Raw genomic sequence first — 25,706 nt, forward strand, 5'->3', positions numbered from 1 at the left:
ATTCAATAATAAGAACAGAAAATTAAAGTGAGAAAATACTTAACACTTTTTCACTAAAACCCAACATATAAAGCATTTTTTAACCTTAATTTCAAAATCAAAAATGATTATTAGAAATCTTAATATTACTCAAATGTTCTTTGTAAGTCGTACTAAAAGCATGCTTTTTGCTAGGCATTTTTACAAAATACAAAAAATTAGTCTTTTTAGGAAAAACAACGGCTTTGATAGCTTCTACACTCACGCTTCCTACAGGATTTTTAGGCAATCCCTTAAATTTATAAGTATTGTATGGAGTGTTATCTGTTCTAATACGCTCTTTAGTGATTTTGGTGTGCGAAAACTCTTGATAATTCAAAGACCCATCCATTTGTAAAGGCATATTTTTTTTCAAGCGATTAAGAATGACGCTCGCAACAATAGGCATTTCTTCAATATTAGCGGCTTCTTTTTGCACAATGGAAGCTAAAATAATCTTTTCAAACCACTCTTCTTTATGATAGTATCCAAGCCATTGTTTGCTTAAGGCTTCGTGCTTTTTCAAGGATTGATTGATTAAAACTTGCATGATTTTAAAAGCACTCTCTCCTAAGGGCAAATGATAAGTGTCTGGTAGTATCACGCCATCTTCTATCACAGAGCCATTTAATCGTGGGGCAATGCTTTCATAAGCCTGATTTAAAGCGTTTACTTCTAATTGATAGGTCTCACTCAAAATTTGAGTGAAAAAATAACGGGTTTCTCCTGGAATCAAAGTGGCACTTCTACTAGCGGTTTTTCCCTTGATTAAACGCACTAAAAAATCCCCCTTTCTCAAAGCTCCATCGCCCATATCAATATAGCCTTTTTTAGGCATACCTATAAGGCGTAAAAAAAGCATGTCAAAAGAATTAATATCTACGCCCTGTTCTTTTAAGGCTAAGAACACTTTTTTGAGCGAACCTTGCGGAACAATCACCACTTTATTAGGATAAATTGGTATACTTAGGTAAAAAAGAACGCAAATGAAGAAAAGAAAGCACGCATCTAAGAAAGTATTTAATGTCATTATTTTTTTTGTAGCGGTGTTCACTCTTTTTTTTGTCATACACAAAACTCTCTCTAATGGCATTCACATACGAAGTTTGAATATCGGCAAACTTAATATCTCTGAATTATACTTAAAACTTGATAACAAGCTCTCCTTAAATATTGAACGCATTAACCTATCTTCTCTATTCCATCAAAAACAAACCAAAGGGCATTTAGAAGTTTCTGATCTGATCAAAAATATCCGTTATGGCATTTGGGCAATCTCTTATTTTGAGAAGCTGAAAGTTAAAGAAATTATTTTAGACGCTAAGAATAAGGCTCATATCTTCTTTGATGGCAACACTTATGAGCTAGAATTTCCGGGCGTTAAAGGAGAATTTTCGTTAGAAGATAGTAAAAATATCAAACTAAAAATTATCAATTTGCTTTTTAAGGATATTAAGGTTCAAGTAGATGGCGACGCTCACTACTCGCCAAAAGCTAGAAAAATGGTGTTTAATCTAATCGTTAAACCCCTACAAGAACCAAGTGCCACACTCTATTTACAGGGTTTAACAGATTTAAAAACCATAGAATTAAGAGCTACCACTTCTAAAATAAAAAGCATTGCTTTTTTGAAACCCCTTTTCCAGCAACAATCACAAAAAGCCCTAAAAACATGGGTTTTTGATAACATTCAATTTTCTAGCCTTAAAATTGACAACGCCTTGATTAAGGCTAATTTTACCCCTAGTAAATTCCTTCCTTCCTTGCTAGAAAAATCCGTTATCAGAGCAACTTTAATAAACCCATCAGTGCTTTTTAATAGTGGGTTATCGCCCATTAAAATGGACAAAACAGAAATCACTCTCAAAAACCAACAACTCTCTATCAACCCTGAAAAAATCATTTATGAAACCATGAATTTAGAAGGCACAAACGCCCTATTATCTAACCTACTAGAAGCCCCCAAATTAGAAATCTTTTTAAAAACTGCCCCTAATTATTATGGCGATAGCATTAAGGATTTATTAAGTGCCTACAAAGTTACTCTACCTTTGGATAAAATCAGCACGCCAGCTAGTGCTAACCTAAAACTCACTTTACAATTTTTGAAAAACACAGCCCCCCTATTTAGTATTCAAGGCAATGTGGATTTACAAGAAGGCACTCTTTTACTCTATGATATTCCCCTTTACACCCAAAGTGCTAATGTAAACCTAGACATTACCCCAGAATATCAATATATTTATATAGACACTATCCACACTCGCTATGAAAACATGCTGGATTTAGACACTAAAATGACTTTAGATTTACACAAAAAAAATCTTTCCTTAGATTCTCAAGTCCATAAAATACAGCTCAACACTAATAGCAATATCAATATGCGTTCTTATGGTTTGGATAATACAGAAAATAACCCACAACCTAGCTTTGCTTTGGATTTGAAAAGCTTACGCCCCATTATTCAAGCAGGCGAAAATTCTGAAATTTTTAGAAGAAAAATTATAGACACCATTAAAGCTCAAAACGAAGATAAGTTCAGTAAGAATGTCTTCTATGCTACAGAAGATTCTCTCAAAAGCCTTTCTTTGAATTTTGATTTTTCTGACCCCAAACATATGCAATGGAGTGTTCCTAAATTGTCATTAGAAGGCGAGCTTAAAGACGATGCTTATGTTTTTAGACTCAAGGATTTAAAAAAGATTAAACCTTACTCCCCCATTATGAATTATTTCACTTTAGAAGATGGCTCTTTAGAAGTCTCTACAAGCGATTTTTTAAATATTGACTTTTTGGCAAAGGATTTGAAAGTCAATTTACCAGCCTATCGTAGCGATGGCACACATTTTAATTCCCTTTCCTTGCTTGGCTCTATCAACAAAGATGAGATTTTTGTCTATACCCCTAGCAAAAATGTTTCCATAAGCATTAAAGGAGACAAGAAAGATATTATCCTTAATAATATTGATTTAGATATTGACGCTTTTTTGGATAGTAAAATGCCAGCCATTGTTAAACTGCTCTCAAAAGAAAACACCAAAAAACCTACCCCCAAAGAAATCCATGATGAAGACATTTTTATCAACGCTAAACAACGCTATGAAAAAGCCCATAAAATCACTCCCATAGCCACACATATCCATGCAAAAGATATGGTATTAGTGTATAAGAAAATGCCTATTCCTTTAGAAAATCTTGATGTAATCGCTCAAGATAATAGAGTAAAAATAGATGGCAATTACAAAAATGGCATGATTTTTGCGGATTTAGTGCATGGGGCTTTGTATTTTAAGGCTCATAATTTTAGTGGCGATTATATCAACACTATGCTACAAAAAGATTTTGTAGAAGGGGGTTTATACACACTTGTTGGGGCTTTTAAAGACCAAGTCTTTAATGGCGAATTAAAACTCCAAAATACAAGCTTGAAGAATTTTGCCCTCATGCAAAATATGGTTAATCTCATCAACACCATCCCTTCTCTTATCGTTTTTAGAAACCCCCATTTAGGGGCTAATGGCTATCAAATCAAAAAGGGTTCTGTGGTATTTGGTATGACCAAACAATATTTAGGGCTAGAACAAATCAATCTTATCGGTAAAACGCTAGACATTGCTGGTAATGGCATTATAGAATTAGATACTAATAAAATAGATTTGAATTTAGAAGTGTCTACTATCAAAGCCTTGAGTAATGTTTTGAATAAAATTCCTATCGTAGGCTATCTTATCTTAGGAAAAGAAGGTAAAATCACCACTAATGTGAATGTGAAAGGCACGCTTGATAAACCTAAAACTCAAGTAACTTTAGCGGCTGATATTATCCAAGCACCTTTTAAAATTTTACGCCGCATTTTCACACCCATTGATATTATAGTAGATGAAATCAAAAAAAATATTGAATCAAAAAGGAAGTAAAATGACACTTAATGAAGCTGTTAAAAACCACAATTATGAAATTATAGATATTACTCGTTGTGATGAAGCCCTTAAAAAACGCTTTTTATCCTTTGGCATTCATCAAGGGGTTCAATGCACTCTTTTACACCACTCTATAAAAAAGGCTACACTTTCAATTAGAATTAATCACATTCAAGTGGCTTTAAGAACCCATGAAGCTCAATATCTTGTTGTAAAACCCTTAGAAAGCTTGTAAGAAATGAGTTTGAAACGCACTAAACACTACCAAAAAGCCTTAAAAATCAAAGAATTACTTCTAGGGCATTATCCTAATCTCACTACAGAATTACACCATAAAAACCCCTATGAACTGCTAGTGGCTACCATTTTAAGTGCACAATGCACAGACGCTAGGGTCAATAGCGTAACGCCTAAGTTGTTTGAAAAATACCCTAGCGTTTATGATTTAGCTCTTGCTCCTTTAGAAGAAGTCAAAGAAATCATTCAATCTATTTCTTATTTCAACAATAAAAGCAAACATTTAATTAATATGGCACAAAAAGTGGTGAGAGATTTTAAGGGCATTATTCCATCTACGCAAAAAGAATTGATGAGCCTAGATGGCGTGGGGCAAAAAACCGCTAATGTGGTGCTATCGGTGTGTTTTAATGCCAACTATATGGCAGTAGATACCCATGTATTTCGCACAACACATCGCTTAGGATTAAGCAATGCTAACACCCCCATAAAAACTGAAAATGAGTTAAGCGAGCTTTTTGAAACTAATCTATCTGAACTCCACCATGCATTAATTTTATTTGGGCGTTATACCTGCAAGGCTAAAAACCCCCTATGTGATGCATGTTTTTTAAAAGAATTTTGTGTTTCTAAGGCTAGTTTTAAGGCGTAGTGGCTTTATTTATTATAAAAATTATAGTAATATTAGGGTTTTAGAGTCCAAATCAAAACCATATTTTCTTGAAAGAGCAAAGTTCCATGTTAGAAATATTAGAGTCTAATAAACTAAAAACAACAGAAAAAGAAAAAAGCAATAAAGAAAGAGAACTGGAGCTTTCTACTTATTTAGAAGAACTTATTTGCGATTATAAAAATCTTTTAGACATGGAAGTGGTTTTTAGTGCAGAACTTGGCTCTACGCAAATTCCCTTGCTACAAATTTTGCGTTTTGAAAAAGGCTCTGTGATTGATTTGCAAAAACCAGCTGGAGAGAGCGTGGATACCTTTGTGAATGGGCGAGTTATCGGTAAGGGCGAAGTCATGGTTTTTGAAAGGAATTTAGCCATTCGCTTGAATGAAGTCCTTGATTCTAACGCCATTGTATATTATCTTGCTAAAAATTCATGAGATTATTATTCTTTCTAATGAATGCTTTTTTGATATTATTTGCTAATGATGTAGTGCTTCCAAGTAATAGTAATGCCCCCATTAAGCTCACTCGTTGGCATAACATGCTCTTAGAGATTCAGCCTGATTCAAACACCACTTTGCAAGAAAATCCCTTAAAAGCGGTGCAAACCACACTCACTTTTGAAGCCCCCTTTGAGTCAATGCCTAGGGCTATTGAAATTGAAGGGCAAAGGGCGTTTGTGCTGAAAAATGCTTCCATGGATTCTAAAAAAACAATGGATTTTAAAGAAGCTTCTTTAAATTCTTTAGAAGTTTTTTCCTACCAAAATGATTTGTATCTCTTGTCTAAAAAAGCTCAAACAAATTTAGAAATTAGAGTTTCAAGAAGTAAAGACAAAAAGACACTTCGTTTCGTTTTTTTACCTAAGGGATTTCATTTGACTTCCACCAATGATTTATCTGAGTCTCAACATGCTAATATTGAGACTCAAAATGCAAAAAACCATACAGAAAACCCCTTGAACGCTTTAGAACTAAAATCTCCACTGGATTTAAGTCATGCTTACAAAGTATTAGGTGTTATTGCTGTTTTACTTCTCATTTTATATATAGTCAAAAAAAAATTTGCCCCCAAACAAAGGGCTTTTTCTAAAAAAGGTTTTAAACTAGATATTAATATCTTAAGCCATATTGACACACACTATAAAATTATCTCAATAGAAACGCAAAAGGAGCGTTACTTGGTTTTACTCAACGACAAACACAGCTTGCTTTTGGAAAAAGTCAGCTTAAAAGCGTCTAAAGAAGACCTTATTAAAGAAGCCGAAAATAATATTAAGAATTCAAAATTAGGAAATTTATATGCCAGAAACTTCTAAGCTACAACCAACTAAATTAGGACGCAATTTTGACCCTATTGACTATTCTAATAGGAATTTTTTCTTTTCTCTCATTTTATCCATATTATTGCATCTATTAATTTATTTTTTATTTGAGCATAGAGAAGACTTTTTTCCTTCAAAACCAAAGCTTGTCAAAGTTGACCCTAGCAATTTATTGATTTTAAAAAGGGGGCATTCACAAGACCCTAGCAAAAATCAACCCGGTGCCCCAAAACCCACACTAGCTGGCCCCAAACAACCCCCCACTCCACCCACGCCCCCTACCCCACCAAAACCCAAAGAAAAACCTAAGCCAAAGCCTAAACCCAAACCAAAGCCAAAGAAAAAACCAGACCATAAGCATAAAGCCCTTAAAAAGGTGGAGAAGGTAGAAGAGAAGAAACCTGTCAAAGAAAAAGAGAAATTTGACCCTAACCAGCTTTCTTTCTTACCTCAAGAAGTTACACCTCCAACGCCTCCTAGGACAGAAAATAATAAAGGTTTGGATAACCAAACTAGAAAAGATATTGATGAATTATACGGCGAAGAATTTGGAGATTTAGGCACAGCTGAAAAGGATTTCATTAAGAGTAATTTAAGAAATATTGGACGCATCACGCAAAAGTATTTAGAATACCCTCAAGCCGCTGCTTATCTAGGACAAGATGGAACCAATGCGGTAGAATTTTACTTACACCCTAATGGCGATATTACAGACCTTAAAATCATTATTGGCTCTGAATACAAAATGTTAGATGATAACACCTTAAAGACCATTCAAATTGCCTATAAGGATTATCCACGCCCACAAACCAAAACTTTGATTCGTATTAGAGTGCGTTATTTCTTAGGTGGAAACTAAAGGCAAGCTTATGGAAATCACTCTTTTTGACCCTATAGACACACATTTGCATGTGCGAGAGAATGAGCTTTTAAAAGCGGTATTGAATTATTCTAGCGAGCCTTTTAGTGCGGCAGTAGTTATGCCCAATCTTAGTAAGCCCCTTATTAACACACAAATCGTGCTGGAGTATGAAGAAGAAATTTTAAAAAATTCTTCAAATTTCAAGCCCCTAATGAGTTTGTATTTTAATGATAATTTAACCTTAGAAGAATTGCAACTAGCCAAACACAAAGGCATTAAACTTTTGAAACTCTACCCCAAGGGCATGACAACAAACGCACAAAATGGCACTTCTGATTTATTAAGCGAAAAGACCTTAGAGATTTTAGAAAACGCTCAAAATTTAGGCTTTATTTTATGTGTTCATGCAGAACAAGAGGGTTTTTGTTTGGATAAAGAATTTTTATGCCATAGCGTTATAGAAACTTTTGCCCTTTTATTTCCTAAACTGAAAATCATTATAGAGCATTTGAGCGATTGGCGTAGTATTGCTTTACTTGAAAAGCATGCAAATCTCTATGCTACTTTGACCTTACACCATATTAGCATGACCTTAGATGACTTGTTAGGGGGTAGTTTAAATCCGCATTGTTTTTGTAAGCCCCTAATCAAAACACAAGAAGACCAAGAAAGGCTTTTATCCATTGCCTTAAAAGCCCATCCAAAAGTTTCTTTTGGCTCTGATAGTGCTCCGCATTTTATCTCTAAAAAGCATAGCGATAACATTCCAGCAGGAATATTTTCTGCCCCTATCTTACTACCTGCATTATGCGAACTCTTTGAAAAACATAATGCTTTAGAAAATTTGCAAGCCTTTGTGAGCGATAACGCTAAAAAAATCTATGCATTAGACAACTTACCTAGCAAGAAAGTTCGTTTGTCTAAAAAACCCTTTATAGTCCCTACACACACGCTTTGTGCTGATGAAAAAATTACTATCTTAAAAGGGGGCGAAACACTATCTTGGAACATTCAAGAAATCGCCTAAAAAATACCGCCTTTTTTGTAGGGCTTGCTTTTGTGTTATTTTTAATTCTTATAACGCATAAATCTCCCCCCTATGCCTTCACTCATAATAATACCCTTTCAAATGAAAGCCCCCCCTACTTCACACAGCTAAATATTCCTAAGCCAAGTAACGCCTTAAGCGTGCATGCAAGCTCTTTAATTAGCCTGCCTAATGGCAATCTCTTGAGTGCTTATTTTAGCGGTAGCAAAGAAGGGGCAAGAGATGTGAAAATTAGTGCTAATCTTTTTGACAGCAAAACTAATCGTTGGAGTGAAGCTTTTATTCTTTTAACCAAAGAAAATCTTTTCAAAAACTCGCATGAATTTATCAAAAAACTAGGCAATCCCCTACTTTTTTTACATAAAGATAAAATTTTGTTGTTTGTAGTGGGAGTTAGCATGGGCGGATGGGCAACTTCTAAAATCTATCAGTTTGAAAGCCCTTTAACGCCTATTGATTTTAAGTTTGTGCGTAAACTTTCTTTAAGCCCTTTCTTAAACCTAAGCCATTTAGTAAGGACTAAGCCCTTAAACACTACTGATGGCGGATTTATGCTACCACTCTATCACGAATTAGCCACCCAATACCCCTTGTTGCTAAAATTTGATGCAAATAATAACCCTAGAGAACTCTTAAGACCTAATTTATTGAATCATCAGCTCCAGCCAAGCCTTACACCCTTTAAAGATTGTGCCATAATGGCGTTTAGAAATTATTCTTTAAAAGATAATCTCATGCTACAAACTTGTAAAACCCCCACCGCTTGGCAAAAACCCATTGCAACGAATTTAAAAAATCTGAATGATTCTTTGAATTTACTCAATTTAAATGAAGCGTTGTATTTAGTCCATAATCCTAGCGATTTATTGTTACGCCGAAAAGAACTCTTGCTTTCTAAACTAGAAGATTCAAACACCTTTCAAATCTTAAAAGTTTTAGACAAAGCTAATGAAGTGAGTTATCCAAGCTCTAGTGTTAGCTCAGATTTTATAGATATTGTCTATACCTATAACCGCTCAAACATCAAACATATCCGTTTTAATATGGCTTATTTAAAATCTCTTCTCAAGTAACATAATGATTGTGTCTTCTTATACGCTTAGCTTTTTATGGCTTTTTTTAATTTTCTTTTTCTTCAAACACAAAGCCTTGAGCTTTAGATTTTCACTCTCCTTTGTGAGCGTGATTTTAAGCAATGTAGCTTTTAAAAACTCTTTATCGCTCAACGAATTTTTAATGAGCTTTATAGCCCCCTTAAGCCCCTTTAGCTGTCTTTTAATCCTTGCGTATGCAGGTTTTTCTTGTAAAATACTCAAAAAGCCCCCCTTAGAAACCTTGCTATCCTATTTTATAATGCTATTTTTTAATCTGTTACTCCTTATAGATATTCTAGGGTTTTTACCTTTTTCAATTTATCATCATTTTGTTGCATCTATTATTTTTAGTGCGATTTTTTGTAGTAGCTTATTTTTTAGTAGCCCTTTACTAGGCGTAATCGCACTTATTTCTTTAGCGAGTTCGCTCTTAATCAACTCTAACTTTCAAATTTTGGATTCTTTATTTGATGTTCCCCTACTTCTTTTTGTCTTTTTTAAGACCTTAAATCTTATTAAAAAAAGGTTATAATACCACCTATGAAATCGTTATCTTATGCCTTATTTTCACTCTTTTTAAAAGGTTTTTATTTTACCTTTTTTATGAGTTTATTGTTTGTAATCAATCGTATTGGCTTTATTCTTTACACAGGCTATTATAAGCATGCCTTAGAAAATGCTAGCTTAAATAATATTGTCAAAGCCTTGCTAGATGGGGCAAAATACGATAATCGTGTTGTCTTTGCTATGGCAATTCTTTTTATCACCACAGGGTTATTAGGGTTGTCTGCTCCTAAACGCCAAATAAAAATGCTTAATGCTGTGGCGTATTTGTCTATCGCTATTGCCTTATTTTTTAACATTGCTAACATCGTTTATTATGGCATTTATGGAAATGTATTTGATGAAAATTTGCTGGAATTTTTATACGAAGACAAACTCACTATTTTACACATGGGTTTATTTGGAGAATACCCTATTATTTCTAGTTTTCTACTCTTTTTAATGCTTAGCATTTTTGTTTCCTTTATCTATTTTAAGCTTCAAAACACCCTTTTTAAACCCCAAAATATTTATCAAACCACTTACGCCAATCCCCTTAAAACTTTCACTCTCTTCATTCTTTTTTCACTCACACAGATGTTGTATGTTAACGCACAATTTAGTTTTATCGGCGCATCTTTGGATTTGCATTTAGAGCCATCCAAAGACCCTTTTTTAAGAAAAATCACTCCAGGGGCATTGCGTAATCTCTACCTTGTAGTGCGTAATTATAGGCATAGCCACAATCTCAAATTCAGCGATTTTGCTAAAGAATCGCCCTTAGAAGTAGCCCAAAACTATTTCAATCTTAAAGAAGTTCCCACACACAATCTCTATGAGTTGCTAACTCAGACAAGCCATAATAATTCTAATCAAAAAATTGAGCATGTTTTTTACATCATTTCAGAATCTCTAAGCTCGTGGCATTTTGATAAAAAATTTGATAGTCTGGGTTTAACAAGTGCCTTACAAAATCTCGCCAAAGAAGAGCATGCTCAACAGCTCCCTGTTTTTATTGAAAACGCCCCACGAACCGTTAAAAGCCTAGATGTCCAAATCACAGGCTTACCCTATATCAATGACACTAACCTAGTCAATTCTGGAGTGATTCTACCTAGCTTTCCTATGGCAATCGCTAATATCATGAAAACTCTAGGCTATAAGAACAACTTTTATTATGCTGGCAGTGGCATTTGGAATAAACTAGATAGCTTCACTAAAAAACAAGGCTTTGACACGCTCTATTTTAACAGCCATGTCTTAGAATTTGCCAAAAACAAGCCCTACCCAAAGCCCATAGAGAGCAACTGGGGCGTGCATGATAATATTTTGTTTGACTATATTTTAGAAAACACAAACCCTAATGAAAAAACTTTCAGCATGGTAATGACCTTAAGTAATCATCCGACAAGAAATGTGAATCTCAAAGCCTTTAATGTGCCTTTAGAAAAAATACAAAATTTTGTAGAAAAAACCCCTAAATCAGAAAATTTACCTAACGCTAATTTTTTGGGGCATATTTACTGGTATGACAAAGTAGTGGTAAGTTTTATCAAAAAAGCTAGTCAAAAATTCCCTAATTCGCTTTTTATCATTACAGGAGACCACTTTGATAGAAGCTATGAATACGCTAAAAACAATTTATACACCACAAGGTCTGTGCCACTCATTCTGTATGCCCCCACCCTAAAACCCAAAAGGATTAGTGAAGTTGGCTCACATTTAGACATCGCCCCTACCATTATAGAATTAGTCGCCCCTAAAGATTTTAAGTTTGTGAGTTTTGGAAAGCCTTTATTTTCTAATAACACTACAAACCCCCCAAGAAGCCACCCTAATTACGCTTTGGGCTATGAAGCCATTGCTACAAAAGATTACTTCTATAACCCAAGCGTAGGTTTTTGCTATCTTAATGAAGACCACAAAGAACAAGAAGCAAGCAAAACAACCGCCTTTAAACTTTACAAGCAATTAGAGTCTTTAAAAGCCCTTAGTTACTACTTGCTCTATCATGGGGCTAATCTTAAGTAATGAAACTTACAAACAAGCTAGAGCCTTTTGATGCCATATTAGATGCCCGAACGCCTAAAGAATTTGAAGAAGCCCATATCCCTAACGCATTGAATTTTGCAGTTTTTAATGATGAAGAACACGCTCTAGTAGGCACCACCTACAAACAAGAATCCCCTTTTAAAGCAAAAATTTTAGGCTCAAGTCTAGCGTGCAAAAACATCGCTTCTTTTTTAGAAAAAAGTTTAAAGGATAAAACAACCCCCTTACACCCCAAAAACAAACTATTAGTCTATTGTGCTAGGGGGGGCAAAAGAAGCTCTAGCTTAGGCATTATTTTAGAAGAAGTGGGCTTTCAAGTTCAAAAGCTTGAAGGGGGTTTCAAAGCCTATCGCAACATGGTTTTAAACGCATTAAAAGAACCTTTCAATAAGCCCTTAATCGTTTTAGATGGACTGACAGGTTGTGGCAAAACAGAATTGATTAAGCATTTCTCTTCTTGGAGCATTGATTTAGAAAATTTAGCCAAACACTATGGCTCTAGCTTTGGTAACCCCACAAACGCTAAACGCCCCACACAAAAAATGTTTGAAAACTTGCTTTTTGATGCATTAAAAAAGAAAAATAGCGAGCCACTTTTACTCATAGAAAAAGAGCCAAAATCTCTTGGGGGTTTAATTATTCCAAACCCACTCTTTAATGCCTATCAAAACTCACCCTACAGCATTTTGATTGTTGCCCCCTTAGAACATCGTATCAAACGATTAGTGGATATATATTCTAACCTTAAAGAAAGCGTTTTTAAAGAAGCTTTGCATACCATTAAGCCCTATACCACAAGAACTATCATCAAAGAGTTAGAACGCCTTTATGAGCACAGAGATTTAGAAAAAATCGCTGAAATTTTAACCACCAAATACTATGATTTAGTTTATAAAAAGTCTTCTCACTCACACACTATTTGCTTCAATACCCTAGAGCAATGTGCTGAAATGATTATGGATTTTAGAGAAAGTGTTTTAAAAAAGCACTTAGAATAAGAGTTTTTTGTTTAAACACATAATTTTTGCTACAATAAGGCGATTTCAATTCCACAAAGGACAATAGGCATGCCAAATAGGGGCGTTGTTTTACTAGATGGGCAAGCGTTAGCTTGTAGTCTAGAAGAAGATTTAAAAAATAAAATCCAAGCTATGAGTACACACACTCATAAACGCCCCAAACTAGCCGTGATTTTAGTTGGAAAAGACCCTGCAAGCGTTACTTATGTCAATATGAAAGTTAAGGCATGCGAAAGGGTCGGCATGGATTTTGATTTAAAAACCCTTAAAGAGACTATTACTGAAGCTGAATTGTTATCCTTGATTAGAGACTACAATGCTGATGAAAATATTTCAGGAATCTTAGTCCAGCTTCCTTTACCCAGACACATTGATACTAAAATGATTTTAGAAGCCATTGACCCAAAAAAAGATGTAGATGGTTTCCACCCCCTTAATATCGGTAAACTTTGCACCCAAAAAGAGTCATTTCTGCCAGCCACTCCTATGGGAGTTATGCGTCTTTTAGAGCATTATCATATTGAAGTCAAGGGTAAAGATGTAGCCATTATCGGGGCAAGCAATATCATTGGAAAACCCTTAAGCATGCTTATGTTAAACGCTGGAGCTAGTGTTAGCGTGTGCCATATCCTAACCAAAGATATTAGTTTTTACACTCAAAATGCTGATATTGTATGCGTAGGCGTGGGTAAACCTAATTTGATTAAAGCAAGCATGCTTAAAAAAGGGGCTGTAGTAGTAGATATCGGTATCAACCGCTTGAATGATGGACGCATTGTGGGTGATGTGGATTTTGAAAACGCTCAAAAAGTGGCTGGTTTTATTACCCCTGTTCCTAGGGGTGTAGGCCCTATGACTATTGTCTCGCTTTTAGAGAATACTTTGCTCGCTTTTGAAAACAATAAACCATAAAAGGAATGAAACTTACATGAAATTTTTACGCTCTGTTTATGCATTTTGCTCTAGTTGGGTGGGAACGATTATTATTGTGCTTTTGGCAATCTTTTTTGTCGCACAAGCTTTTATCATTCCATCTCGCTCTATGGTTGGCACGCTCTATGAAGGCGATATGCTCTTTGTCAAAAAGTTTTCTTATGGCATACCCATTCCTAAAATCCCATGGATTGAGCTTCCTATTATGCCGGATTTTAAGAACAATGGGCATTTAATAGAAGGCACTCGCCCTAAGCGTGGCGAAGTGGTTGTCTTTGTTCCCCCCCATGAAAAAAAGTCTTACTATGTCAAAAGGAATTTTGCTGTTGGGGGTGATGAAGTATTATTCACTAATGAAGGGTTTTACTTACACCCCTTTGAGAGCGATACTGATGAAAATTATATTGCCAAGCATTATCCTAATGCTACTACTAAAGAATTTATGGGTAAAATTTTTGTCTTAAACCCTTATATGGGTGAGCATCTAGGTATCCACTACCAAAAAGATAATGAAACCTTTCATTTAATGGAACAACTAGCCACTCAAAGCACAAGCCCTAACATTAGCATGCAACTTATTCAAATGGAAGGCGAAAGTGTGTTCTATAAGAAAATCAATGCTGATGAATTTTTTATGGTAGGCGATAACAGAGATAATTCTAGTGACTCACGCTTTTGGGGAAGTGTAGCTTATAAAAACATTGTGGGTTCGCCATGGTTTGTTTATTTTAGTCTCAGCCTGAAAAACAGCGTAGAATCTGATGCAGAAAATAACCCAAAAAAACGCTATTTGGTACGATGGAAGCGTATGTTTAAAAGCGTTGAAGGCTTAGAAAAAATCATTAAAGACAAACAAGAAAAAGCACCGTATTAAGGTTTTTTGTGCAATTTTTTGATGTTTCATTAGAAGGCTTTGTTGCAGCTTCAATGAAAATCCTTGCCCTTTTAGTAGCGATTATAGGGCATGAGATTATGCATGGCTATAGTGCATTTTTATTTGGCGATAGAAGTGCAAAAGACACTCATCGTTTGAGCTTAAATCCTATCAGACATTTAGACATGATGGGTTCAGTGCTTTTACCAGCCATTCTTTTAATTTTTCAAGCTCCCTTTTTATTTGGATGGGCAAAACCAGTGCCAATAGATATGCGTTACATTGTTTCTCAAAAAGGCTCTCTAGCATGCGTAATAGTGAGTTTAGCCGGAGTCTTTTATAATTTCAGTTTAGCACTTATATTAGCCTTAATCACCCATTTTAGCTTTCATCATTTTGAAATCAACGCTCTAGATTTCAACCACTTAAATCTTTACCAGCTTGCATTAATGACCTTTTTGATTCAGGGCATACTCTATAATCTTGTTTTAGGCATTTTTAATAGCCTTCCTATTCCACCCTTAGATGGCTCAAAAGCACTGGGCTTTTTGGCTTTATATTTTAAAAGCACGCTTTTATTAGAATGGTTTTCTAAAATGGAACGCTATGGCTTATTGATTGTGTTTGTATTCTTGTTCATTCCACCCTTATCAGAGTTTTTTATCCATGCACCTACAAGATTTTTATTCTCTTTGCTACTCTCTTAATCAAGTGATATTCAAATAAGGATTATAATGGCGACTTCTTCAACGATTTTTATTGCTAGCGACCATGCGGGGCATAAGCTCGCACAATTTGTCCAACGCTTCTTAGAAGAAAAAGGCTTTAAAACTCAAGCTTTTTTACCTACCACTAGAGTTGACTATCCTGATTATGCTAAATTAGTGTGTGAAAAGGTCTTGGAAAATAAGCAAAGCTATGGTATTTTAGTGTGTGCTACAGGAATAGGCATGAGCATGTGTGCTAATCGTTTTAAAGGCATTAGAGCCGCCTTATGCGTTAATTCTCACATGGCTAAAATGACTCGCTTACACAATAACGCCAACATCTTATGCTTGGGAGAAAAAATCAGTGGCGTAGGCGTAGTAGAAAGCATTTTAGAAGCGTTTTTTTCTACGGAATTTGAAGGCGAACGCCACATACAACGCATTCAAAAATTAGACACTTAAACCGATAGAATACAGCATAAATTGTGCTACAATTTCTCTCTATTCTTCATCAAAAGGATATTTGTAGGCATGTTCACACAATGGTTTATCATCACTATTGTTATTGTTTTTGTTTTTTATATGGGCGTTCGCACTTTCTTTTTTAAAACCGTTGCCAAGCGTCAAGAACGCACGAGTGCTTCCATGAAGCTTACCTTACAAGAAGCTGAAATTCTAATCCAAAAACATCAATTACAACTCCAAAGAGCCTTGGGCAATATTGATATTCTTACCCAAGAGATGAGTTCTTTAAAAACAGAACTAAAAGCCCTTAAGCAACGAAACTCTGAATATAAAGGCGAATCAGATAAGTATAAAAATCGCATCAAAGAATTAGAGCAAAAGATAGAAGCCCTTCTCTAAAAACGCTATAATAAATAAGCTATATTTAAGGATATTAGAATGAATGAAGCATTTAAAAAAGAACTTTTAGCACATATTAGAGAAATCAAAGACTATCCTAGAAAGGGCATTTTATTCAAAGATATTACAACTTTACTCAATTATCCTATGCTGTTTAACAAACTCATTGATACACTTAGAAAACGCTATATGGCTCTTAACATAGATTTCATTGTGGGTATTGAAGCTAGGGGATTTATTTTAGGCTCTGCTTTGGCTTACGCACTTGGTGTAGGCTTTGTGCCTATTAGGAAAAAGGGCAAACTCCCAGCTCACACTATTTCTCAGAGCTATAGCCTAGAATATGGAAATGATAGTATAGAAATCCATTCGGATGCATTTAGGGGGGTTAAGGGGGTAAGGGTCGTTCTAATTGATGATTTATTAGCAACCGGAGGCACAGCCCTAGCAAGCCTACAACTCATAAAACTCCTACAAGCTGAATGTATAGAAGCATGCTTTTTGCTGGGTCTTAAAGAACTATCTGGCATTCAACTCTTAGAAGAGCAAGTGAAGACTTTTTGTGTGTTAGAGTGCTAGAATAAGGGCAAATAGTATGGAAGAATACATCATTAGCTTATGGAATCAGCACGCACCCACTTGGGGGTATCTCATCTTATTTGGATGGAGCATTTTAGAAGGTGAGATTGGATTAATCTTAGCAGGAATTGCAAGCTATACCGGTCATATGCATTTGGGATTAGCGATTTTAGTTGCGGGACTTGGGGGATTTATGGGCGATCAATTTTATTTTTACATCGGTCGCACTAATAAAACTTATATTCAAAAAAAGCTAGAAAAACAACGCCGAAAACTAGCTCTAGCTCACTTATTGTTACAAAAATACGGCTGGTTTATCATTTTTATTCAGCGTTACATGTATGGCATGCGAACTATTATTCCTATCAGCATTGGTTTGACTCGCTATAGTGCTTTGAAATTTGCCCTCATTAATCTCATTAGTGCTGTAGTGTGGGCAAGTATTACCATTATTTTGGCGTGGTATTTGGGAGAAGAATTATTGCATTCATTAGGATGGCTCAAAAAACACCCCTATGTGCTAATATTACTGCTGGTATCTTTCTTGACCTTAGTCGTATGGTATTTTCAATACTATAGTAAGAAAAGCCGATAGAATATAATAAAATTCCATAACTATATTAAGTTTTAACCAAAATTAAGAAAGGAATTCTCATGTTAGAAATCAAATTAGAAAACACAGCCTTTGAAAACACACAAGCTGAAAGCAGCTTGGTTTTTGTTATCAATAAGGATTTTAATCACACTTGGATAAAAAATAAAGAGTTGCTAGAAACCTTTAAATACGAAGGCGAAGGCTCATTCTTAGACCAAGAGAATAAAATTCTGTATGTAGGTATTAAAGAGAATGATGTGCATTTGCTACGAGAAGGTGCTTGTTTGGCTATACGCACTCTTAAAAAACTTTCTTTTAAAAGCGTTAAGGTAGGTGTCTATGCTTGCGACACTCATTCAAAAGATAAGGCGCTTTTAGAAAGTTTGAAAGCACTCTTTTTGGGCTTGAAATTAGGCATGTATGAATATGATACTTATAAATCTAACAAAAAAGAGAGTGTTTTAAAAGAGGCAATCATTACTTTAGAGTTGCATAAACCTTGTGAAAAAACCTGTGCTAACTCTTTAGAAAAAAACGCTAAAGAAGCTCTAAAATACGCTAACATTATGACAGAAAGCTTAACTATCGCTAAAGATTTAATCAATACTCCTCCTATGATTGCTACCCCAATCTATATGGCTGAAGTGGCGCAAAAAGTGGCTAAAGAAAATGCTTTAGAATTTCATGCTTATGATGAAAAATTCTTAGAAGAAAAGAAGATGAATGCCTTTTTGGCCGTTAATAAAGCATCTCTTTCTACTAATCCCCCACGCCTAATCCATCTAGTCTATAAGCCTAAAAATGCTAAGAAAAAAATCGTGTTAGTGGGTAAGGGCTTGACTTATGATTGTGGGGGTTTGAGCTTAAAACCAGCCGATTACATGGTTACTATGAAAGCTGATAAGGGCGGTGGCTGTGCAGTTATTGGTCTTTTAAACGCGCTTGCTAAATTAGAAGTAGAAGCTGAAGTGCATGGCATTATTGGAGCTACAGAAAATATGATAGGTAAAGATGCCTATAAGCCTGATGATATTTTAATCTCTAAAGAAGGTAAGAGTATAGAAGTGCGTAATACCGATGCTGAAGGGCGTTTGGTTTTAGCAGATTGCTTGAGTTACGCCCAGGACTTAAACCCTGATGTATTAGTGGATTTTGCTACGCTCACTGGGGCATGCGTTGTAGGCTTAGGTGAATTTACTTCAGCGATTATGGGACATAATGAAGAGTTGAAAAATCTCTTTGAAACTTCAGGTCTAGAATCAGGCGAGTTACTAGCTAAACTCCCCTTTAACCGCCATTTAAAGAAATTGATTGAGTCTAAGATTGCTGATGTGTGCAATATTTCTACTTCACGCTATGGTGGCGCGATTACAGCGGGCTTGTTTCTAAGTGAATTTATCAGAGATGAATTTAAGGACAAATGGCTACACATTGATATTGCAGGTCCTGCTTATGTAGAGAAAGAATGGGATGTGAATAGTTTTGGAGCTAGTGGGGCGGGTATTAGAGCATGCACAGCCTTTGTAGAAGAGTTTTTGAAAAAGGCTTAAAATGGGCTTATCTGTAGGCATTGTGGGTTTACCTAATGTGGGTAAATCCAGCACCTTTAACGCACTCACTAAAACTCAAAACGCTCAGAGTGCAAACTACCCCTTTTGCACCATTGAGCCAAATAAAGCCATTGTAAATGTGCCTGATAAACGGCTTGATGAGTTAGCCAAAATTGTAAAACCTGAACGCATTTTATATTCTGTAGTAGAATTTGTAGATATTGCAGGACTGATTAAAGGAGCTAGTAAAGGCGAAGGCTTAGGCAATCAGTTTTTAGCTAACATCAAGGAATGCGAAGTGATTTTGCAAGTGGTGCGTTGTTTTGAAGATGGCAACATCACACATGTGAATGACAAAATTGACCCCCTGAATGATATAGAGACCATTGAATTGGAATTGATTTTAGCAGATATTGCCACTTTAGACAAAAGAATCGAACGCCTACAAAAAGCCCTAAAAAGTTCTAAAGATGCTAAGAGCCTTTTAGAATGTGCCTTGAGTTTAAAAACGCACTTAGAAGAATTAAAACCCGCTAAAACTTTCGCCCTAAATACAAGCGATGCTTTTTTAGAACTAGATAAAGAATTGCGTTTTTTGTCGCACAAAAAAATGATTTATGTGGCTAATGTGGGCGAAGAAGATTTAAGCACTCTCAATGAGCATGCAAAAAAAGTAGAAAATCATGCAAAGGCTCAAAATTGTGAGTTTGTTGCATTATGTGCCAAGCTAGAAGAGGAAATGGTTTCTATGGATGAAAATGAAGTCAAAGAATTTTTGCAAAGCTTAGGCGTAGAAGAAAGCGGACTAGAAAAGACCATTCGTTTGAGCTTTAAAGAATTAGGTCTGATTAGTTATTTTACCGCTGGTGTTAAAGAAGTGCGTTCATGGACTATTAAAAAAGGTTCTAGTGCCCCTGTGGCTGCTGGGGTTATTCATAAAGATTTTGAAAAGGGCTTTATTAGAGCTGAAACAATCAGTTATGATGATTTTATAACCTATAAGGGCGAGATGGGAGCAAAAGAAAAAGGGGCGTTGCGTATTGAAGGCAAGGACTATATTGTTCAAGATGGCGATATCTTACACTTCCGCTTTAATGTTTAATGCTAATTTATTTTAAAGCATAGGTTAGGCACTATTTCACAAGGAGTTACGAAGTGTTCCTTATGAAATCGCTAGCTTTTCTCTCTAAGATAATTGATGAGCGATAAGAAACTTTTTAAAAAAATCTATGTTGAGCTGAGCGATATTTGTGGGTTGAAGTGTAGCTTCTGCCCTAACCCCAAGAATGAAAGGGGAGTAATGGATTTAAGGCTTTTTGAAAAAGTTTGTAAAGAAGTTGCCCCCCTAACTCACATCATCACCTTGCATGTCCTAGGCGACCCCTGTAAGCTCAAAGACTTAAATCTCTATCTAAACACTGCTCAACGCTTTAATTTAAAAGTGGATTTGGTTACAAGCGGGGTGTATTTGCATGACTTTTCTTTGTTGCTACAAGATGTGCTTTGGCAAGTCTCACTCTCTTTAGATGCAGGACTAAATACAAATAACAAACTAGATAAAAACCGCTACATCAAACAAATCTTAGATTTTTGCCATTACAAATTTGAAAAAAATAGTGAAGTGTTTCTCAATTTACGCATTCAAGACAGCACCTTAAAAGAACACCAAAATTTCATCAAACCTTTTTTAGAAGCGTTTGAGCCTACTTCTTTAGAAACTTTAAAAACACAAAGCCGTGTGCGTCTGTTTAAAAAAAGTTTTCTAAACATTCAAAAAACTTTCAAATGGCCTAGTTTGAACACAAAAAACCCTGTTTATAAGCAACCAAAAATCCCTTACTGCTACGGATTACTCAAACAAATTGCTATTCTTTCTAATGGCGTTGTAGTGCCGTGTTGTATGGATACACAAGCTAGTATCAATCTTGGTAATTTAAACGATATGTCTTTAAAAGATGTTTTAAATAGCCAAAAAGCTGTAGCAATCAAAACCCACTTTTTAAGGGGTGAAGCATTAGAATTATTGTGTAAAAATTGCACCTACCCTATAACTCGCCATAAAAATCATTCCTAACACTCAGACTCTGTTTTTAGAAAAATAATTTTCATATAGGCGTAGTAAGGCAATGAAAAACGCTGTAATCGTAGGACCTACTGCAATCCCCCAAAAACCAAATTGCGAAATGCCTGCAATCATAGAAAAGAATATTAACATTTCATTGATTTTAAGGGTTGTTTTAAACATTCTTTGTTTGATAAAAACAATCAAAATCGGTTTGATAACGCTATCAATCAGCACACCAATCAGTAAAATAGAGTATAGAGCGATAAAAATAGCCCCATTCACATGGCCATAATGGAGTTCATAAACCACTACAGGAACCCAAATCAAAGCCCCCCCTACAATAGGCACCAAACTAGCCAACCCATATAAAATTCCTAAAAACAATCCATCATGCCCAAACCATACAATCATCACGCCAAATGCCAAACCTTCTAAAATAATTGTAATCATAGAAGTGAGTAACACAATGCGTAAAATCCCCGCTACTTCTTCAAAAATCCCCTTACTTTGCTTGATTTCAAAAGGCAAAACTCCCAACAGATAATGATAGAACCGCTCGCTATAATAAAAAAAGAAAAATAATAATCCTAATACAAACACCGTATCTGTAATTAATTTCAAGCTGTATTTGCCAATGTAGCTGCTTATTTTTAGTAAATAACCGGTAATAGAAGTTGCACTAAAATTTTCTAAAAGCTTGCTAACCCCATCGCTTATGGTAGGAAAATGAGATAAATTTTCTGTTATTGTCTTTTTAAGCCACCCTATTAAAGCGGAAAGTTTTTCAAAGTTGATTTCAAAGATAATGTTAGACCCCTTGTAAGCGATAAAGTATAATGGCACAATCAGAACGCTCGCTAAAGCCAAAACACATAAAAACGAACTCAAAACATTAGAAAACCGCTCATTGAGAAAAAGTTTTACTTGAAAAAGCCCCACACATAAAAGCCCAGCAATCAGTGCATCCATCAAAAAATCTTGATACAGATAGAGCATCCAATAAAAACCAATTCCAAAAAGAAGCCAAAAAAAATACTGAGCTTTCATTCAAACCTACCCTTATTGACACTAAACTAAAACCATAAAATGTTAGCTAAAAAACACTATTTTTAAGGATAAAAAATTTCTTTTAGCCTATAATTAATAAAAAAGGTTGGTATTTATGGTATTTTACAAATACTCTGGGAGTGGGAATGATTTTTTAATCACACAAAGTTTAAAAAAGCAAGATTTTTCACATTTAGCCAAGCTGGTGTGTCATAGACATGAAGGCTTTGGAGCTGATGGGCTTGTGGTTATATTGCCCCATAATCATTATGAATACGCTTGGGATTTTTATAATTCAGATGGCTCTAAAGCTCTTATGTGTGGGAATGCGAGCCGTTGTGTCGGATTGCATGCCTACAAGCACAAAATAGCCCCCAAACACCACACTTTTTTAGCTAACAAGAGAGAAATTTCTATCCACATAGAAGAGCCAAATATTGTAGAGAGCAATTTAGGCAACTATCAAATTTTAGAAAAAATATCCGCCCTAAAATGTGAAAAATCTTTTTCAAACTCCGCTATTTTAGAAGATATTCTTACTTTCTATCTCATAGATACCGGTGTGCCACATTTAGTAGGGTTTGTCAAAAGCAAACAACTCCTATCTTCTTTAAATCCGTTAGAGCTAAGAGCTTTGCGTTTTAAATTTAACGCTAATGTCAATATCGCTTACATACAAGATGAAAAAAATATTTTTTTACAAACTTATGAAAGGGGGGTTGAAGATTTTACTCTAGCTTGTGGAACAGGTATGGCGGCGACTTTTATTGCAGCGCACACATTTTATAACACACTCACAAAAGCCACCCTCATTCCTAAAAGCAACGAATATTTAGAGCTTTCTCTCAAAAATAATGAAATCTTTTATAAGGGGGGGGTGCACTACATTGGAATGGGTATTTTTGAGCCTAATTTCTCATAATTCTATCAAAATGATTTTATTTTAATTTGACATGGGATATGCTATCATTTAAAAAGCTATTTTTTAGCAACACAAAAAATATCCTAAAGGAATAAAATCATGCAAGCATTAAAATCATTACTTGAAGTCATTGTGAAACTTCAGAATGTGGGTAGCTATCTGATGCATATAGCTATCTTTATTATTTTCGTTTGGATTGGGGGACTTAAATTCGTAGCGTATGAAGCCGAAGGAATCGCCCCTTTTGTAGCGAACTCGCCTTTCTTTTCTTTCATGTATAAATTTGAAAAACCTGAATACAAACAACATAAAATGTCTGAAGCACAATCTATGAACGAAGAAATGCAAGATGACCCCAAGATTATTGAAAACAAAGAATGGCATAAAGAAAATCGCACTTACTTAGTGTCTGAAGCGTTAGGAATTACGATTATGACCTTAGGTATTTTAGTGCTATTAGGACTTTGGATGCCACTACTTGGAGTGGTTGGGGGCTTACTTGTAGCGGGAATGACTATCACCACCCTATCCTTTTTATTCACAACGCCAGAAGTGTTTGTCAATCAACATTTTCCATGGTTATCTGGGGCTGGAAGGTTAGTCATTAAAGATTTGGCTTTGTTTGCAGGTGGGCTTCTTATTGCTGGTTCTGATGCTAAACGCTACTTAGAAGGAAAAGGATTTTGTTTAATGAATCGCTCATCTGTAGGGATTAAAGCTAAAAATTGCTCTAGCGGGTGCTGCTCCTAACAAAAGCCTTAATAGGCTTAGAGCCTACCAAAAAGAATTGAAAAAATTAATTGCCTTTCTTATAAATGATAGTCTTTAGAATATGACGCTTCACAAATGAATTAACACTTTCCACTTCTTCAGCAGCCAAGTTCTTTAAAATATCATGCTCTTCTTTAGACAAGTAAAAAGTAACTGAAAAGTTTCTTTTCAATTCATCTACGGAAACACGCTTACGACCCGGTTTTACATTCCTGTTTGTCAAATCCATTAAAATCTCCTTTTATTTAAAAAATTAATATTGTAGCAACTATTCTAACATGAAATAAACACTATTTTACATTAAACATCAAGTAAAATATTTTTTTATGACACAGCAACCTAAGATGTGGTAAAATACTCTCACTCACTACAAAATAAACTTTTTATTTTAGTAACTTATAGTATGGTGGTAACACAAGTGGCAATAAACACCTTTTTCAAACATTCTTCTTTGGCTTGTCTCTTAGCAATCAATATGTATGCTTTTGATTGGAATATTTTCAAATACAATTTGGGTTTTAACATGTTTATTATGGACCATGAAGGCATGACGCCTTATTGGGTTAATACTAATACAAATCTTAAAAGCCGTTTGACTCCAGAGTTTGGAATACAATTCAATGCAAAACATGTAGAGCAAAGCCTTATTGTAGGGGCATATTTTTTTCAAAATTTCCATAACTACAGCACAAAATTTCCTTATGCTTGGGGACCTACAATGTATTACAAGGCTAAGGGAGAGCATTTTACTTTTTATGGGGGGATTTTTCCTAGAAAAAATCTTTTAGGGAAATATGGTTTAAATATCTTTTCACCCTATTATTGGTTTAGGGACCCAAATGCTAGAGGGTTTTTATTTCAATACCAAAACAGATATTCACCCTTAAAAACCTATTATGGGCATGCAGAATTTATGCTAGATTGGTTTGGGGGCAATTGTTATAACACTTGCAAATTTGGCAAAAACCCCTATGGAAACGCTATGGACAGATTTCAAATGAGTGGCTCTACTTCCTATCATTTTTTTAAGGGTTTATTAGGCGTAGGAGGGAATTTTGTCCTGTTTCATAACGAAGACAAATACCTTTTAAATGGTGCTGATGGCATGCATTTTAATGAGAAAAGAGCTATTGATAATAGTGCTATTTATCTCCTAGACCGCCTTTATTATAACACCTATATAGGAACAAGTCTCTTAGACCTTGCCCCCTTTATGGAAAAGCTTAACGCTAAATTCGGTATGGTCTCTGAAGCAAGTAGATTAAGAAATAGAGAAAAAGATGTGCCATTCATTAACAGCATAGGAGGGCAACTTGACATAGAACTCCAATATAAAGGCTTTGGTATACACAATTTATTTTATTTTGCAAAAACTGGAGAAATGCCCTTTTATAATCGCTATCAATACATTGGAATGTATTGCACAGCTTCTTATTGCCCTACACCTATTTATCGTGGCGTGCCATTCTTTCAAGCCAACATGTATAATCGTTTTGACTTGTATTACAACTGGAAAAACGACTTCGCATCAGTTAGGATTAATTTTGTGCTTAACTCTATGCATGAGAGCTTTAAAAATAATTCACCTTGGATGCAATCTTATCAAGTGTATATGACGGTTTCTTTTGACCCTTATAACCTTATCAATAAAATCGCTAGAAAAAAATAAAAATTCTTGACAACAAGTTAATTCGTCTTATATAATATTGCTTCATTTGTAGCCATTGTAAAACGATGATTTTAAGCTACAGAAAAGAGGTGATGATAGGTATGCCAGGGATTAAGGTTAGAGAGAGCGATGCGTTTGATGAGGCTTATAGAAGATTCAAAAAACAAACCGACCGTAATTTAGTAGTAACAGAGTGTCGTGCAAGAAGGTTCTTTGAATCTAAGACCGAAAAACGCAAAAAGCAAAAAATCAGTGCGAAAAAGAAAATCTTAAAGCGTCTTTACATGCTAAGGCGCTATGAGTCAAGACTATAATAACTTTTGCTTCAAACCAAAGGTTAGGG

Annotated in this window: 28 protein-coding genes; 25 read left to right on the forward strand and 3 right to left on the reverse strand. The window is 35.2% G+C overall.

Translation table 11 applies throughout. The features are described 5' to 3' along the window. Positions 1 to 97: 97 nt before the first annotated feature. Positions 98 to 1,087: an endolytic transglycosylase MltG gene (mltG, locus tag HCD_RS01310; RefSeq protein ID WP_014658822.1), complete on the reverse strand. Its 990-nt coding sequence runs from the start codon at positions 1,085 to 1,087 to the stop codon at positions 98 to 100. Between mltG and HCD_RS01315 the strand changes: the two genes are divergently transcribed. The 21 genes from HCD_RS01315 (at position 1,005) to HCD_RS01415 (ending at position 20,963) form a co-directional block, all read left to right on the forward strand. Continuing rightward, on the forward strand, positions 1,005 to 3,935 hold the full coding sequence (locus HCD_RS01315) for a DUF3971 domain-containing protein (RefSeq protein ID WP_014658823.1): 2,931 nt from the start codon (positions 1,005 to 1,007) through the stop codon (positions 3,933 to 3,935). The two genes, mltG and HCD_RS01315, sit on opposite strands and share 83 nt — an antisense overlap. A 1-nt stretch (position 3,936) precedes the next feature. After that, the gene (locus tag HCD_RS01320) at positions 3,937 to 4,173 is read left to right on the forward strand and encodes a FeoA family protein (protein ID WP_014658824.1); all 237 of its coding nucleotides are present in this window, start codon (positions 3,937 to 3,939) and stop codon (positions 4,171 to 4,173) included. Between the two features lie 3 nt (positions 4,174 to 4,176). Continuing rightward, positions 4,177 to 4,827 (forward strand): endonuclease III, encoded by a 651-nt coding sequence (nth, locus tag HCD_RS01325; protein WP_014658825.1) that lies wholly within the window; start codon positions 4,177 to 4,179, stop codon positions 4,825 to 4,827. Between the two features lie 86 nt (positions 4,828 to 4,913). Continuing rightward, a complete protein-coding gene (gene fliN, locus HCD_RS01330) occupies positions 4,914 to 5,282 on the forward strand; it encodes a flagellar motor switch protein FliN (RefSeq protein ID WP_014658826.1) in 369 nt (122 codons plus the stop codon). Further along, positions 5,279 to 6,163, forward strand: coding sequence for a hypothetical protein (locus HCD_RS01335; RefSeq protein WP_041594807.1), 885 nt, complete (start codon positions 5,279 to 5,281; stop codon positions 6,161 to 6,163). The genes fliN and HCD_RS01335 overlap by 4 nt, the downstream gene beginning before the upstream one ends. Then, positions 6,147 to 7,028, forward strand: coding sequence for an energy transducer TonB (locus tag HCD_RS01340; protein ID WP_014658828.1), 882 nt, complete (start codon positions 6,147 to 6,149; stop codon positions 7,026 to 7,028). The genes HCD_RS01335 and HCD_RS01340 overlap by 17 nt, the downstream gene beginning before the upstream one ends. Positions 7,029 to 7,038: 10 nt before the next feature. Then, complete coding sequence (gene pyrC, locus HCD_RS01345) at positions 7,039 to 8,058, forward strand: dihydroorotase (RefSeq protein WP_014658829.1); 1,020 nt, start codon at positions 7,039 to 7,041, stop codon at positions 8,056 to 8,058. Then, positions 8,034 to 9,152: a 3-deoxy-d-manno-octulosonic acid hydrolase subunit 2 gene (locus tag HCD_RS01350; protein WP_014658830.1), complete on the forward strand. Its 1,119-nt coding sequence runs from the start codon at positions 8,034 to 8,036 to the stop codon at positions 9,150 to 9,152. The genes pyrC and HCD_RS01350 overlap by 25 nt, the downstream gene beginning before the upstream one ends. Position 9,153: 1 nt before the next feature. Next, on the forward strand, positions 9,154 to 9,705 hold the full coding sequence (locus tag HCD_RS01355; protein ID WP_041594808.1) for a 3-deoxy-d-manno-octulosonic acid hydrolase subunit 1: 552 nt from the start codon (positions 9,154 to 9,156) through the stop codon (positions 9,703 to 9,705). A gap of 8 nt (positions 9,706 to 9,713) precedes the next feature. Further along, complete coding sequence (locus HCD_RS01360; RefSeq protein WP_014658832.1) at positions 9,714 to 11,747, forward strand: LTA synthase family protein; 2,034 nt, start codon at positions 9,714 to 9,716, stop codon at positions 11,745 to 11,747. Then, positions 11,747 to 12,766: a tRNA 2-selenouridine(34) synthase MnmH gene (gene mnmH, locus HCD_RS01365; protein WP_014658833.1), complete on the forward strand. Its 1,020-nt coding sequence runs from the start codon at positions 11,747 to 11,749 to the stop codon at positions 12,764 to 12,766. Before HCD_RS01360 ends, mnmH begins: the two co-directional genes overlap by 1 nt. Before the next feature lie 69 nt (positions 12,767 to 12,835). Further along, positions 12,836 to 13,699, forward strand: coding sequence for a bifunctional methylenetetrahydrofolate dehydrogenase/methenyltetrahydrofolate cyclohydrolase FolD (gene folD / locus HCD_RS01370; protein ID WP_014658834.1), 864 nt, complete (start codon positions 12,836 to 12,838; stop codon positions 13,697 to 13,699). A gap of 16 nt (positions 13,700 to 13,715) precedes the next feature. Next, the gene (lepB, locus tag HCD_RS01375) at positions 13,716 to 14,594 is read left to right on the forward strand and encodes a signal peptidase I (RefSeq protein WP_014658835.1); all 879 of its coding nucleotides are present in this window, start codon (positions 13,716 to 13,718) and stop codon (positions 14,592 to 14,594) included. Between the two features lie 8 nt (positions 14,595 to 14,602). After that, a complete protein-coding gene (locus tag HCD_RS01380) occupies positions 14,603 to 15,301 on the forward strand; it encodes a site-2 protease family protein (protein WP_014658836.1) in 699 nt (232 codons plus the stop codon). Positions 15,302 to 15,328: 27 nt separating this feature from the next. Further along, the gene (rpiB, locus tag HCD_RS01385; RefSeq protein WP_014658837.1) at positions 15,329 to 15,763 is read left to right on the forward strand and encodes a ribose 5-phosphate isomerase B; all 435 of its coding nucleotides are present in this window, start codon (positions 15,329 to 15,331) and stop codon (positions 15,761 to 15,763) included. Positions 15,764 to 15,832: 69 nt separating this feature from the next. Further along, positions 15,833 to 16,165, forward strand: coding sequence for a hypothetical protein (locus HCD_RS01390; protein WP_014658838.1), 333 nt, complete (start codon positions 15,833 to 15,835; stop codon positions 16,163 to 16,165). Between the two features lie 39 nt (positions 16,166 to 16,204). Then, positions 16,205 to 16,744 (forward strand): adenine phosphoribosyltransferase, encoded by a 540-nt coding sequence (gene apt, locus HCD_RS01395; RefSeq protein WP_014658839.1) that lies wholly within the window; start codon positions 16,205 to 16,207, stop codon positions 16,742 to 16,744. A 16-nt stretch (positions 16,745 to 16,760) separates the two neighbouring features. After that, the gene (locus HCD_RS01400) at positions 16,761 to 17,339 is read left to right on the forward strand and encodes a DedA family protein (RefSeq protein WP_014658840.1); all 579 of its coding nucleotides are present in this window, start codon (positions 16,761 to 16,763) and stop codon (positions 17,337 to 17,339) included. A 59-nt stretch (positions 17,340 to 17,398) separates the two neighbouring features. After that, positions 17,399 to 18,889, forward strand: a complete 1,491-nt coding sequence (locus tag HCD_RS01405; protein ID WP_014658841.1) for a leucyl aminopeptidase — start codon at positions 17,399 to 17,401, stop codon at positions 18,887 to 18,889. A gap of 1 nt (position 18,890) precedes the next feature. Then, positions 18,891 to 19,991: a redox-regulated ATPase YchF gene (ychF, locus tag HCD_RS01410; protein ID WP_014658842.1), complete on the forward strand. Its 1,101-nt coding sequence runs from the start codon at positions 18,891 to 18,893 to the stop codon at positions 19,989 to 19,991. Positions 19,992 to 20,084: 93 nt separating this feature from the next. Next, complete coding sequence (locus tag HCD_RS01415) at positions 20,085 to 20,963, forward strand: radical SAM/SPASM domain-containing protein (protein WP_144005833.1); 879 nt, start codon at positions 20,085 to 20,087, stop codon at positions 20,961 to 20,963. A 3-nt stretch (positions 20,964 to 20,966) separates the two neighbouring features. Here HCD_RS01415 and HCD_RS01420 read toward each other — a convergent pair whose 3' ends face one another. Further along, positions 20,967 to 22,001, reverse strand: coding sequence for an AI-2E family transporter (locus HCD_RS01420; protein WP_014658844.1), 1,035 nt, complete (start codon positions 21,999 to 22,001; stop codon positions 20,967 to 20,969). Between the two features lie 115 nt (positions 22,002 to 22,116). Between HCD_RS01420 and dapF the strand changes: the two genes are divergently transcribed. Further along, positions 22,117 to 22,923, forward strand: coding sequence for a diaminopimelate epimerase (gene dapF / locus HCD_RS01425; protein WP_014658845.1), 807 nt, complete (start codon positions 22,117 to 22,119; stop codon positions 22,921 to 22,923). 99 nt (positions 22,924 to 23,022) lie between these two features. Continuing rightward, on the forward strand, positions 23,023 to 23,673 hold the full coding sequence (locus HCD_RS01430) for a YkgB family protein (protein ID WP_014658846.1): 651 nt from the start codon (positions 23,023 to 23,025) through the stop codon (positions 23,671 to 23,673). Positions 23,674 to 23,719: 46 nt separating this feature from the next. Here the strand turns inward: HCD_RS01430 and HCD_RS01435 are convergent, their stop codons facing one another. Then, positions 23,720 to 23,923: a ribbon-helix-helix domain-containing protein gene (locus HCD_RS01435; protein WP_014658847.1), complete on the reverse strand. Its 204-nt coding sequence runs from the start codon at positions 23,921 to 23,923 to the stop codon at positions 23,720 to 23,722. 189 nt (positions 23,924 to 24,112) lie between these two features. Between HCD_RS01435 and HCD_RS01440 the strand changes: the two genes are divergently transcribed. Next, positions 24,113 to 25,363, forward strand: a complete 1,251-nt coding sequence (locus HCD_RS01440; RefSeq protein ID WP_014658848.1) for a hypothetical protein — start codon at positions 24,113 to 24,115, stop codon at positions 25,361 to 25,363. A 101-nt stretch (positions 25,364 to 25,464) separates the two neighbouring features. After that, a complete protein-coding gene (gene rpsU, locus HCD_RS01445; protein WP_014658849.1) occupies positions 25,465 to 25,677 on the forward strand; it encodes a 30S ribosomal protein S21 in 213 nt (70 codons plus the stop codon). Positions 25,678 to 25,706 lie beyond the last annotated feature (29 nt).

It is taken from the genome of Helicobacter cetorum MIT 99-5656 (assembly GCF_000259275.1).
GTDB classification, from domain to species: Bacteria; Campylobacterota; Campylobacteria; order Campylobacterales; family Helicobacteraceae; genus Helicobacter; species Helicobacter cetorum.

Bases quoted from the DNA above. Each gene is read 5' to 3' on its own strand.
- HCD_RS01315 (WP_014658823.1), top strand. From the start codon at position 1,005: ATGAAGAAAAGAAAGCACGCATCTAAGAAAGTATTTAATGTCATTATT.
- mltG (WP_014658822.1), bottom strand. From the start codon at position 1,087: ATGACAAAAAAAAGAGTGAACACCGCTACAAAAAAAATAATGACATTA.
- HCD_RS01320 (WP_014658824.1), top strand. From the start codon at position 3,937: ATGACACTTAATGAAGCTGTTAAAAACCACAATTATGAAATTATAGAT.
- nth (WP_014658825.1), top strand. From the start codon at position 4,177: ATGAGTTTGAAACGCACTAAACACTACCAAAAAGCCTTAAAAATCAAA.
- fliN (WP_014658826.1), top strand. From the start codon at position 4,914: ATGTTAGAAATATTAGAGTCTAATAAACTAAAAACAACAGAAAAAGAA.
- HCD_RS01335 (WP_041594807.1), top strand. From the start codon at position 5,279: ATGAGATTATTATTCTTTCTAATGAATGCTTTTTTGATATTATTTGCT.
- HCD_RS01340 (WP_014658828.1), top strand. From the start codon at position 6,147: ATGCCAGAAACTTCTAAGCTACAACCAACTAAATTAGGACGCAATTTT.
- pyrC (WP_014658829.1), top strand. From the start codon at position 7,039: ATGGAAATCACTCTTTTTGACCCTATAGACACACATTTGCATGTGCGA.
- HCD_RS01360 (WP_014658832.1), top strand. From the start codon at position 9,714: ATGAAATCGTTATCTTATGCCTTATTTTCACTCTTTTTAAAAGGTTTT.
- mnmH (WP_014658833.1), top strand. From the start codon at position 11,747: ATGAAACTTACAAACAAGCTAGAGCCTTTTGATGCCATATTAGATGCC.
- folD (WP_014658834.1), top strand. From the start codon at position 12,836: ATGCCAAATAGGGGCGTTGTTTTACTAGATGGGCAAGCGTTAGCTTGT.
- lepB (WP_014658835.1), top strand. From the start codon at position 13,716: ATGAAATTTTTACGCTCTGTTTATGCATTTTGCTCTAGTTGGGTGGGA.
- rpiB (WP_014658837.1), top strand. From the start codon at position 15,329: ATGGCGACTTCTTCAACGATTTTTATTGCTAGCGACCATGCGGGGCAT.
- HCD_RS01390 (WP_014658838.1), top strand. From the start codon at position 15,833: ATGTTCACACAATGGTTTATCATCACTATTGTTATTGTTTTTGTTTTT.
- apt (WP_014658839.1), top strand. From the start codon at position 16,205: ATGAATGAAGCATTTAAAAAAGAACTTTTAGCACATATTAGAGAAATC.
- HCD_RS01400 (WP_014658840.1), top strand. From the start codon at position 16,761: ATGGAAGAATACATCATTAGCTTATGGAATCAGCACGCACCCACTTGG.
- HCD_RS01405 (WP_014658841.1), top strand. From the start codon at position 17,399: ATGTTAGAAATCAAATTAGAAAACACAGCCTTTGAAAACACACAAGCT.
- ychF (WP_014658842.1), top strand. From the start codon at position 18,891: ATGGGCTTATCTGTAGGCATTGTGGGTTTACCTAATGTGGGTAAATCC.
- HCD_RS01420 (WP_014658844.1), bottom strand. From the start codon at position 22,001: ATGAAAGCTCAGTATTTTTTTTGGCTTCTTTTTGGAATTGGTTTTTAT.
- dapF (WP_014658845.1), top strand. From the start codon at position 22,117: ATGGTATTTTACAAATACTCTGGGAGTGGGAATGATTTTTTAATCACA.
- HCD_RS01430 (WP_014658846.1), top strand. From the start codon at position 23,023: ATGCAAGCATTAAAATCATTACTTGAAGTCATTGTGAAACTTCAGAAT.
- HCD_RS01435 (WP_014658847.1), bottom strand. From the start codon at position 23,923: ATGGATTTGACAAACAGGAATGTAAAACCGGGTCGTAAGCGTGTTTCC.
- rpsU (WP_014658849.1), top strand. From the start codon at position 25,465: ATGCCAGGGATTAAGGTTAGAGAGAGCGATGCGTTTGATGAGGCTTAT.